Origin of the sequence: Pseudomonas sp. B2021 (assembly GCF_018135665.1) — a bacterium.
Classification (GTDB): Bacteria; Pseudomonadota; Gammaproteobacteria; order Pseudomonadales; family Pseudomonadaceae; genus Aquipseudomonas; species Aquipseudomonas lactis.
Genome location: NZ_SMOF01000001.1, coordinates 4,626,845 through 4,637,436 on the forward strand (window position 1 = coordinate 4,626,845; position 10,592 = coordinate 4,637,436).

Annotated in this window: 13 protein-coding genes; 4 read left to right on the plus strand and 9 right to left on the minus strand. The window is 60.5% G+C overall.

The genetic code is table 11. The features are described from left to right. The 3 genes from E1K68_RS20725 to E1K68_RS20735 form a co-directional block, all read right to left on the minus strand. Positions 1-815: substrate-binding domain-containing protein (locus E1K68_RS20725; protein WP_212614916.1), on the minus strand; the 815-nt coding region annotated here is incomplete at its 3' end. A gap of 32 nt (positions 816-847) precedes the next feature. After that, positions 848-1,669, minus strand: coding sequence for an SDR family oxidoreductase (locus tag E1K68_RS20730; protein WP_212614604.1), 822 nt, complete (start codon positions 1,667-1,669; stop codon positions 848-850). 234 nt (positions 1,670-1,903) lie between these two features. Then, positions 1,904-2,383, minus strand: coding sequence for a GNAT family N-acetyltransferase (locus E1K68_RS20735; protein WP_003193496.1), 480 nt, complete (start codon positions 2,381-2,383; stop codon positions 1,904-1,906). A 188-nt stretch (positions 2,384-2,571) separates the two neighbouring features. Between E1K68_RS20735 and E1K68_RS20740 the strand changes: the two genes are divergently transcribed. The 4 genes from E1K68_RS20740 (at position 2,572) to E1K68_RS20755 (ending at position 4,939) form a co-directional block, all read left to right on the plus strand. After that, positions 2,572-3,768 (plus strand): MFS transporter, encoded by a 1,197-nt coding sequence (locus E1K68_RS20740; RefSeq protein WP_003193498.1) that lies wholly within the window; start codon positions 2,572-2,574, stop codon positions 3,766-3,768. 85 nt (positions 3,769-3,853) lie between these two features. Then, a complete protein-coding gene (locus E1K68_RS20745) occupies positions 3,854-4,192 on the plus strand; it encodes a hypothetical protein (RefSeq protein ID WP_003193500.1) in 339 nt (112 codons plus the stop codon). Positions 4,193-4,243: 51 nt separating this feature from the next. Continuing rightward, positions 4,244-4,510: a hypothetical protein gene (locus E1K68_RS20750; protein ID WP_032895690.1), complete on the plus strand. Its 267-nt coding sequence runs from the start codon at positions 4,244-4,246 to the stop codon at positions 4,508-4,510. 48 nt (positions 4,511-4,558) lie between these two features. Continuing rightward, positions 4,559-4,939, plus strand: a complete 381-nt coding sequence (locus tag E1K68_RS20755) for a Rho termination factor N-terminal domain-containing protein (RefSeq protein WP_003193505.1) — start codon at positions 4,559-4,561, stop codon at positions 4,937-4,939. A gap of 117 nt (positions 4,940-5,056) precedes the next feature. On the opposite strand, the gene E1K68_RS20760 is transcribed toward E1K68_RS20755, so the two are convergent. From E1K68_RS20760 to E1K68_RS20785, 6 genes are all read right to left on the minus strand, one after another. Beyond that, entirely contained in the window at positions 5,057-5,968 is a 912-nt protein-coding gene (locus E1K68_RS20760; protein WP_032895689.1) for a PfkB family carbohydrate kinase, read from the minus strand. Beyond that, positions 5,961-7,427 (minus strand): cytosine permease, encoded by a 1,467-nt coding sequence (locus tag E1K68_RS20765; protein ID WP_003193507.1) that lies wholly within the window; start codon positions 7,425-7,427, stop codon positions 5,961-5,963. Before E1K68_RS20765 ends, E1K68_RS20760 begins: the two co-directional genes overlap by 8 nt. Positions 7,428-7,615: 188 nt before the next feature. Continuing rightward, positions 7,616-8,617: an ADP-ribosylglycohydrolase family protein gene (locus E1K68_RS20770; RefSeq protein ID WP_003193509.1), complete on the minus strand. Its 1,002-nt coding sequence runs from the start codon at positions 8,615-8,617 to the stop codon at positions 7,616-7,618. Further along, on the minus strand, positions 8,614-9,327 hold the full coding sequence (locus E1K68_RS20775) for a GntR family transcriptional regulator (protein ID WP_003193511.1): 714 nt from the start codon (positions 9,325-9,327) through the stop codon (positions 8,614-8,616). The genes E1K68_RS20770 and E1K68_RS20775 overlap by 4 nt, the downstream gene beginning before the upstream one ends. A gap of 70 nt (positions 9,328-9,397) precedes the next feature. Next, positions 9,398-9,958, minus strand: a complete 561-nt coding sequence (locus tag E1K68_RS20780) for a DUF1285 domain-containing protein (RefSeq protein WP_212614605.1) — start codon at positions 9,956-9,958, stop codon at positions 9,398-9,400. 15 nt (positions 9,959-9,973) lie between these two features. Next, complete coding sequence (locus tag E1K68_RS20785; RefSeq protein ID WP_003193513.1) at positions 9,974-10,579, minus strand: DUF4823 domain-containing protein; 606 nt, start codon at positions 10,577-10,579, stop codon at positions 9,974-9,976. Between the last annotated feature and the right edge of the window lie 13 nt (positions 10,580-10,592).

Sequence of the window (10,592 nt, forward strand, 5' to 3'; positions counted from 1 at the left end):
GAGCCGAAGAAACCGCTGTCGGCTTTCTTCAATTCGCCGATGGCGTCGGTGCCATTGATGCCGATGCCGATCACGTTGGCGGCCTTGAAGCCGGCGCTCTCAGTGGCGCGCACGCCACCGAGCACGGTGTTGTCGTTCATGCCGCCGATGATCAGGTTCTTCGCCCCGCTCGGCAGCTTGACCAGGGCCGAGTTGGTGGCGTCCATGCTGCCGGGCACATCGAGGGTTTTCAGCGCAGCGGTGAGGATGTGATCCTTCGGAATACCGGCCTCCTCCAGGGATTTGATCGAGCCGTCAGTGCGCTTCTTGCCGGTGTCGAGCTCGTTGAAAGTGTTGATCACCGCGTAGGTGTCCTTCCAGTCCCAACCGCGTTTTTTCGCTTCGGCGGCCATGGCAGCGCCCTGCTTCTGGCCCACCTCAAATGCGGCCATGCCCAAGTACGGCACCTCTTCCATAAAGTTGCCTTTGGCATCGACAAATCGGTCATCCACGGCCATCACTTTCAAATCGTTGACCTTGGCCTTGGCGACGATGGCCGGGCCCAGGGACACGTCTGGCGGGCAGATCACAAAGCCTTTCGCGCCGTTGGCGGCCAGGCTGTCGATAGCCGACAAGGTCTTTTCACCATCGGGCACGGCGATTTTGATCACGGTAAAACCATGCTCTTTGCCGGCCTTTTCCGCGAATGCCCACTCCGTTTGAAACCAGGGTTCCTCAGCCTGTTTGACCAGGAAACCGATCTTCACTTCTTCAGCCGATACCCAGCCGCTGAACGCCATCGCCAGTGCCACGGCACCGAGTGTTTGCTTGAACATGGACCACCTCCTTCTTGTTATTGAAAAACGCTTTAGTCGTGGTACATCACAGACCGCCCGCCATCGATCATCAGGCAAGTGGCATTGATAAAGGGCGCCTCGTCGGTCGCCAGGAACAGAGCCGTCATGGCCACTTCGATGGGCTGGCCAATGCGTTTGGGCGGGTGCAGGTCGAACGCGCGCTGGCGTTCGGCGTGGGGGTCTGGGAAACCGTTCCAGTAATCGACGTTGAGCTGGGTTTCGATATAGCCGGGGGCGATGGCATTCACGCGAATGCCCTTGGGCGCGTACTCGATGCCCAAGGCACGGGTGAGGCCGAGCAGGCCGTGCTTGGCGACAGGGTAAGGAAAACAACCGGGAATGATGTGGCTGGAATGGGTGGACGCGATATTGATGATGTTGCCGATGCCCTGCTCGATCATGTGCGGCAACACCGAACGGCAGCCGTACCAGGCGCCGTCGAGGTCGATGGCGAAACAGCGGCGCCAGTCCTCGTCGCTCATCTCCAGCGGGTCACGGAACACATTGACCCCGGCACAGTTGACCAGCACATCCACGCGGCCAAAGCACTCGATGGCCAGGTTGACCAGTGCCTGCCATTGTTCCTTGGAAGTGATATCAACCGGTTGGGCGTAAATCTGCGCGCCGCGTTCGCGCCAATGGGCGGCGACCTTCTCGACTTTGTCGCCCTGGATATCAGCAATGATCAACCGCGCCTGCTGAGCCTGGAAACAGGCAACGATGGCTTCGCCAATGCCTTGGGCGGCGCCGGTGATGATCACCACCTTGTTCTTCAGCCGCTCGCCGTAAGTGGGCTCGGGCACGGCGGGTAGGGACAACGGATGTGCCTGCATCGCTTCACCTTTTTATTTTTTGTAGTGAGTGCTGATGCTGGCGACTATAAACCCATCGACTGAAATATCTCAATATATAAATTATCGTCCCATATAATGAGCAAATCTAAAAATGTGGGAGCGGGCTTGCTCGCGAATGCGGTGTGTCAGTTAAAGCATGTGCTGACTGATACACCGTATTCGCGAGCAAGCTCGCTCCCACATTGGGTCTTTAGGGACTTTACGAAAGAAGCTTCAGCCCAGGGCGAAGTCGCGCAAGGCATCGCCTTCCATGCGATAACGCACCCATTCTTCCTGAGGCTGGGCGCCGATGGATTTGTAGAAGGCAATCGCGGGCTCGTTCCAGTCCAGCACGCTCCACTCAAAGCGCCCGCAACCGTTGTCGCAGGCGATCTTGGCCAGGTGACGCAGCAACTTCTTGCCGGCGCCACCGCCGCGTTGTTCCGGGTTGATATACAGGTCTTCCAGGTAAAGGCAGTTACTACCCAGCCACGTGGAGTAGCTGAAAAAGAACACCGCAAAACCAATCGGCAATCCATCGCGCAAGCAGATCAGGCCATGGGCCGTGGCACCTTCGCTGAACAGGCTGCGTTCGATGTCCACCACGCTGGCGATCACTTCATGCCGGGCTTTCTCGTACTCGGCCAGCTCAGTGATGAAGGTCAGGATTTGCGCAGCATCGCTGGGCACGGCGGGGCGAATCTCGATGGTCATGGGCGAGCCTTGGGCAAATTCAAAGGCCACATACTAAGGCGATTTGATGGCCGTTTGCAGTGCAATTGATGCCGACGAGCGCGTTTCACTCCGGTGCGGGGTGATGCAAGCATCGGCAACCACAGAACAAAGCCTGCGCACGCCCATGGTAAACAATGGGCATAAATCCAACGATCAGAGACCTGCTCATGCACGCCACGCCACCAGTGGGCACCAAGACATTCGCGCTGTTCTGCCTAGCCAGCTTCCTGCTGTCACTGTCTTACGGTTCGACCTTTTTGTTGTCACTGCTGATCCATGCCCGTGGCGGTAATGAACACGACGCGGGCAGTGTCATTGCCACGGCGATGCTCAGCACTTTTGTGGCGGTCGTGTTTTCCGGGCACCTGGCTGATGCGCTGGGCGCGGCGCGAGCAATTGCGAGTACCGGCCTATTGTTGGTGGTGGCCTGCCTGGGGTTTGCCCTGACGCCGGGGTTTGGCCAAGGCTTGATGCTGTTTGGATTGTCCCTTGGCTTGGGCTGGGGCGTGTTCTATACCCTGGGCCCAATCATCGTGACGCTGCTAGTGGAACCACGCCAGCGGGCCAAATATTTCGCCTTGCTCTCGGGCAGTATGTTGAGCGGCATAGGTTCCGGCCCTTTGCTGGGACGCGCCGCCACTGCGCTGGACCTGCCCCTGACCACCGCGTTCTATATCGCCGGGCTCGCCAGCCTCGCCGGGGTGGTGATGTTCTGGCGCATGGGCTCCCGGTTGCGACAGCACGCGAATATGCCAACCGCCAGGATTTCCTGGCGCGCAAGCCGCCGCATACTGTCTTCCAAGGCGGCGTTCGCCATCCTGATGGTCGGCCTGGGTGGCTGCGTATTCGGGGGACTGTCTTCGTTCCAGACCAGCTATGCCGTGGCTCATAAGCTCGACTATTCACTGTTCTTCGCGGGCTTCCTGACAGCAGCAATCACCAGCCGCTTGCTGATCGCAGGCTTCGTGGTCAAGCGCGATGCGTACCAGGCTGCCTGTGTGTTATCGGGGGTGATGTTCGGCGCGATCGCGCTGTTCGCGTTTGGTGTCAGCGGCAACCTCAGTTATGTGCTCGCCGCCGCCACGCTAGGGATCGGGTATGGCCTGACGTATTCAGTGATCAACGGCCTGGTGGCCAACGAAGCGCCCAGCGGCACCACTTCCCAGGCGTTGTTGTTGTTCAGCCTGGCGTACTTTATCGGCGTCTTCGGGTTTCCCTGGCTCGCAGGCAAGATCATCGTCGACTTCGGCCTTGCGACAATGATGCTGAGCGTACTGGTGATCGCGGCCCTCAACTGGGCGATCACGGTGGCACGCTTGATAGCGCGCCGAGTATCGGCACACAAAGTGATACAGGTGAGCTGATACCGTTCGTCGCCCTCCCGGCACGATCAACAATCGCGGGCAGACCAATACAGGGTAAGGACATTAATCATATGGAGACACCCTGATGAAAAATTCCAAATTTGCTGCCCTCGCCCTCACCGGCCTGTTGTCTGCCGCGTCCCTGAGCGCCTTCGCGGCCAGCTCGACCACCGGCCCCACCGATCCAACGCCGGACGCCACCACCGAGTCGCAAAAATCCATGGGCACCGGCATGGACACCAACGGTGGCGCGATCATCGACAACAGCGCTGACCCACGCACCAAAGGCAACGATACCCAGCGCCAGGCACCGGCGGCCGTGGGCAACGGCAAGATGGGCCCAGGCACGAGCAACAATGAGCCGAAGATCAACAAGGGCGACGACTCGAACATCCCGGGCGCGCAGAAACAACCAGCGCCTTGATGCACCCTTGGTACGACCTACACCCGACCATTTCCCCGTGAAGAGGTACGCATGAACGTCGATAGAAACCTTGAAAAAGAAGTCCTCACCCGCCTGCTGCACGCCCACCCGCAAGGCTTGGGCAAGGAGGTGCTGGACAATTACCGCGGTGAAAAAGAGGTCGCCAGTGTCTTGGCGTTCCTGCAAGACCGCGGGCTGATCAAGGATGGGCATGTGACCACCGACGACGCCGGCGAATACGCGTTGAACCTGCCGATCAAGCTCACCGCTTCTGGTGTGGATGAAGCGCGCAAGCTCGACGCCCAAAGTACTCAGTAATCCATTTCTGGCCTGGCCCCGCGACTGGGGCCAGAAGGAGTTTTAGCGATGCCTCGTGGAAGCAAAGCCAAATACACCGACGAACAGAAACGCAAGGCCGCTCATATCGAAGACAGTTATGAGCACAAAGGGTTGCCCAAGGACGAAGCCGAAGCTCGTGCCTGGGCCACCGTGAACAAACAGTCTGGCGGCGGTGAGAAAACCGGCGGATCAGGCAGGCGCAAAGCACCGACCAAGAAGGCCCAGGACCGGCAGGAATCGGCCAAGCGCGCCGCTGCCAGCCGTGAAGGCCACCCGCGCAGCAGTCGCGCTTCATTGGGTACGCAGACCAAGGAAAGCTTGATGAAAGAGGCGCGGGAAAAGAATATTTCAGGACGCTCAACCATGCGCAAAGATGAGTTGATCCAAGCCCTGAAAAAAGCAGGCTAAACGCAGAACCCATTGTGGGAGCGGGCTTGCTCGCGAAGGCGGAGTATCAGTCAGCACATGCTTTAACTGACACACCGCCTTCGCGAGCAAGCCCGCTCCCACGTTTTTGGGCCTCGTTTATTCAGCCACTAATGCATCGACCTCAGCAGTGCCGGGCGAGGTCGCTGGCCCCCAGCGGGTTACCGCCAATGCCGCCGCTGCGTTCGCTCGACGCGCCGCCTCAACCGGTTTCAAGCCATTCGCCAACCCGGCAATAAATACTCCCGCATGTGCGTCCCCCGCGCCATTGCTGTCCACGGCCTGAACCTTGAATCCAGGGACATGCTCGATCTGTGCCCCTCGCCCTACCCAGCAACCATTTGGCCCATCACGCACAACCAGCAGTGCCTGCAAGTGCTGATTGAGCATGGGCAGCGCCTGACTCATATCCGCCGCCCCGGTAAACGCCAGGGCTTCAGGGCCATTGCTGGTCCAGATGTCGATACGCGGCAACAACGCGCGCATCAACGCGGAGTCCAGCGCCTTGACCATCGGGCCTGGGTCGAACACCACCACGATCTCTCGCGGTAGCGCCTGCAACCAGTCAAGCAAAGGCTGCGCCTTACCTTCAAGCAGCAAGCTGTAGCCACTGACGTATACGTAATCATCGACACGCGGGACGATCCGAGCCAAGTCGTCAGCGCTCAACTCACCCTCGGCGCCGAGATGGGAGATGAAGGTGCGTTCGGTGCTGGCTTCAGTCAGCGACACGCACAAGCCGGTGTCTTTGCCTGCGCTGGCCGCCAAGGCCATTTCAATACCTTCGGCCTGCATCGCGGCACGCGCCAGCTCGCCAAAGCGCCCCTCGCCATGGCGACCCAGGTAAACCACCGACAACCCATTGCGCCGCGCCGCAGCCATTACGTTGAAACCACCACCCACTTGAAAACTGGCGGAGTTGGCCAGCACGTCACCGCCGCTTGCCGGCAGGGTGTCGAGGCCCATGACCAGGTCGACAATGACCTGGCCGGTGTGCAGCAATCTAGACATTGGCGCTCTCGACTAAAGCCGGACGACGGTCAGACGCCCCGCCCAATACTGCATATATTCCGCCCGCTACCAGGAAGGTTACGATCCAGCCCAGGCCGTTATGGCCCAGCCAGGAGTCGGACAGCGGCCCGGCAAACCAGATGTTTTCGGCGGTGGTGCCAATGGTGGTGAAGCTGAACCCCAACACAATGGCCACCGCCCAGGCGCCAAATGCGCGCCACTCCACGCCGCCGCGATACCAGTAGGCACTGCTGGGGCTGACGTCCAGCAGGTCGGTGGGGCTGTAGTAATGCCGGTGAATCAAGTCGACCACGAAGATCCCGACCCACGCCGTGATCGGCACCGCCAGCAGCGAAATGAAGGTGATGAACGGGCCATAAAAGCTGTCGGCGATCAGCATGAAGTAGATGGAGCCGGCAAAGATCGCGACGATATCGACGATCACCGCATGCACGCGTTTGACCTTCAAGCCCAGGGTCAAGGTAGTGAGACCGGCCGAATACACCGACAGGTTGTTCGACAGCAACAGCCCGCCGAACGCGGTGATCAGGTACGGCACGGCCATCCAGGTCGGCAGCATGTCGCGGATCGCGATGATGGGGTCGGTGGCCGACGCCAGGTCATTGTTGCCCACCGACAACAGGCCGCCGAGGGTGATCAACAGCACCAGCGGGATGCCTGCGCCAAACGCAGCGGAGGCCACCAGGCGCACGGCCTTGACGCTGCGGTGCTGGTAACGCGACATGTCTGCACCGGCGTTGGCCCAACCGATACCGGTACCGGCAGCCATGGTGCCCACGCCAATGATCATCGCGCTCAACGGCGCGGGGGTGGCGTTGAACACCGCGCTCCAGTCGATAGTGGCGCAAAGAAAGCCGCCCACCAGAATGTTCAAGCCGCCGAAGACGTAGGTCGCCCACTTCTGGATCACCAGCAACGTGGCGTGGCCCAGGCCCGATACGGCCAGGGTCAGCAGCACGAAGATGGCAATGAAGATCAGGGTGAGCACCGGCGCGCTTTTCGCCTCCACTGCCGAGCCGAACAGGATGGAGCTTAATGACAGCAACACGAAGGCTGCGGTGGTGGTGTTGACGGTTTCCCAACCCAGGCGCGACATCAGCGACACCAAGGTCGGGCCGATATTGCCGCGCACCCCGAAGATGGCGCGGGACAAGGTCAGGCTGGGCGCGCGACCGCGGCGGCCAGCGATGGAGATAATGCCCACCACGGCAAAGGAGCCAGCGGCGCCAAGAATCGCAACGATGATCGCCTGCCAGATGGCCAGGCCACGAAACGCCACCAGCGTCGCGCCAAGGGGCAAACCGAGGATGCTGATATTGGCCGCAAACCACACCCAGAACAGTTGCAGCGGATGACCGTTGCACTCGCCTTCCGGGACCGGCTCGATGCCGCGTGTTTCCAATTGCCCAGCGCTTTGGCCGGAAGAGGGGCTGCTCATGAAAGGGTGCTCCTGGTGCCTGTATTGTTGTGGTTGTGGCAGCGAGTCGAATCTTTATCCGGTCTTCCTGACCCAACGCTTTTTAATGTGGGAGCTGGCTTGCCTGCGATTGCGGTGGGGCAACCAGCTCATCCGCCACTGGAAAACCGCTGTCGCAGGCAAGCCAGCTCCCACAATTAGTTCCGTGTTTATCGCAAGGCCAATAAGGCTTTGACCAGCGGCTGCAAGTCCAGGCCATTGACTCGCTTGACCTGTTCAACCAACGCCTCAGGCCAGCACTGCATGCCCAGGCACGCCCCCAGCATGGCGCCGAGGATCGCGGCAATGGTATCGGTGTCGCCACCCAGACTGGCTGCCAGGCACAGGGCTTCGAAGGCGTTCATGTCGCCCGATGCCACTTGCTGCGCCAGGGCAAACGACACCACTACCGATTCCTGGGAAGCCACCGAAGTACCAATCAACTCGTAAAGCAGGTCGGCAAACAACGCTTTATCGCCGCTGCCGACGCTTAGAGTACGAGCCCAACTAATGCGGGTAGAAATGCGTCCACCCGCGATCCAGTGACCATGGCTTTCAGCCTGCCGAGCCATTTGGGTCCCGATATTCAGGGCTTCCCCCAGGTCCACGCCATTGATGCCGGCCGAGACCACTGCCGCCACGGCCGCAGCGCTGGAAATACCCAAGCTGGTGTTATGGGTGACCTGGCACGCCTGGATCACCGCCTGGATAAACCGCCCCGGGTCGCTGACATCAGCGGCGACGCCCACCGGGGTGATGCGCATGGCCGCGCCATTGGTGGTGCCGTAGCGCCCGGATTCCTCCGGGGTATGTCCGGCGAGGATCATGTCGATCGCGCGCTTGGTGGACGGCCCGAGCAAGTCCTGGGAGCCTTTGGCGCGCATGCCCGCTTCCCAATCGATCAAGCGTTGGGCAAGCACAGCGGGCTGGATCTGGCCCTGGCCTTGCACCAATAACTCGGCGACCAGAATGGCTTGCTCGGTGTCATCGGTGATGGAGCCGGCAGGCATGTTCGGTGCAATGGGCTGGTCGGCGTCGGCGTCTTCCAGAGCGGTGATGGCACCGAAGCGCTTTTGTACCTGCTCGCGGCTCAAGGATTGGGTGGGCATACCCAAAGCATCGCCCAGGGCCAGGCCATAGAAGGCGCCAAGGGCGCGATTTTCGCGGGTCATTTCGACGCTCCAAACTGCAGATGCAGGCGAAAGTGCAGCGGGTCGAGCAGGCTTTCGACATGTTCCATGAAACGCTCGCGACGATCATAGGTGGTGCGCGCAGCCTTGAGAAATACTGTGCCGCTGGGACGCCCGAGTAATTCGGCATCTTCATCACTCAGCGGCTCGGCACCGATCCACTGATCGCCCTCGGCCCCGACGTAGCCGTAGGCGGCCAGGGTGATGGTCAAGGAGTTATCGATCAGGCCAATGCGCGGCAGGCTTTCCAGGTCGCCAACGGCCGGCATCAGCGAGCGTTCCAGGGACACCGCTGTGCCGTCTGCGGTGCGCCGAAGGCGGTCGAGGGTAATGAACTGGTCGGTGCCGAAACGGCTGAACAGATCAGGGCGCGTGACGGCCTCGAAACGCAGGATGTCAGTGCTTACCTGGGCGCCCGTATCGGCCAAGGCCTGGGCCCAACCGCTGCGTTGGTCCAGCACCATGCCGTCAAAGGTGACGATCGAGCCGACCCCACTTTGGGTGGCGATGTAGTTGCGACGCTTGAGCTCGGACAGCGCCTCACGCAGCGTGCCACGACTGACCGCAAATTCCTCGGCCAGTTGATGCTCGCCGGGCAACAGGAAGCCGTCGGCCATGACCCCACCCTCGATACGGCGGATGAGTTCGTCGACGACGCGTTTTTTCTTATCAAATCGAACATGTCTAATCATGTACAAATTGATAACCGAAAGCGCGCATTTACCGCAAGAGGATTATTTCAGGCTGAAGACAAAAACCGCCTCAGGGCTCCAGGCCGATGGGGAAAAACTCCCCGCTGCTCCATACGCCAAGCCAGTTTTGACCGTTGATCGGACGGCTCACGGCCAGCTCCACCAACTGGTAAAAAGCGTTGCGATGCACGAGGGCTTCAAGATTGGTGCGAACGCGCACGTAGGGTGCCGGTTCCTGGGTGACGGGGTCGATCACCACCCGCAGCGGGTGCTCGAGGCCTGCCTCGACCTGTTCATCGACGTTGGTGGTAAAGCGCAAAACCTGGCTTTCGCCCTGCCCTTGCACGTCCAGGGTCATGGCGACAAAGGGCGCATCATCGACCTGGATGCCGACCTTCTCCACCGGCGTCACCAGGAAATAATCATCGCCATCGCGGCGGATGATGTTGGAGAACAGCTTGACCATCGGCTTTCGCCCGATGGGCGTGCCCTGGTAGAACCAGGTGCCGTCACGGGCGATGCGCATGTCGATATTGCCGCAGAAAGCCGGGTTCCACAGATGCACCGGTGCCGGCCCTTTGCCCTTGGGCAGTTGGGCCAATAAATCATTGGCCTTGGCGGAATCGGTCATGACGGGCTCCTCTGTTTACTGATTGCTCATGCCCAGTAAACCGCGGGCATATTGCGCCAGGGGACGGGCAATCAAATCTTGTGGCGATGTGTCGTGGAACGTCAGTAAACCGCCACGACTGCGAATACGTGCAGTATCAATCAAATACTGGGTGCTGGTCTCGATCAACATGACTTGGATCACCCCGCTGTCCAGGCCAAGGCGGTCCAGAGCTTGTTGGTCGGTCCACTCGTCGGCGTTGCCGATGCGGTCATCGGCTGCCGCAAAGCGGCAATACAGCAGGTAGTGAGCACCGGCGTCGCGGGCTTCGGCCATGGCCTGTTCCAGCCCTTCCGGCTGGCGGGCGCGGCGCACCATGGGGAAATATTCGACGAAGCCATTGAATGCTTCCTCGGCCACCACATTGGGCCGCGGGTAGGCGCTGCCCGGCGGCACGAAGGCGCCTTGGGCGATAAACACAAAGGAGTCCGGCTGTATGCGCACCGAGGCAGTACGCCGCGTATCGCTGTGGTCGAGCAGCCCGGCATCGCTCATCTGATAGCGGGTGCCTTCGGCCATATCACTGACGGTCATACAACCGCCCAGGGCCAATGACGCCAGCAGCAAAACCAGACTACGCATCCTAATCCTCCAG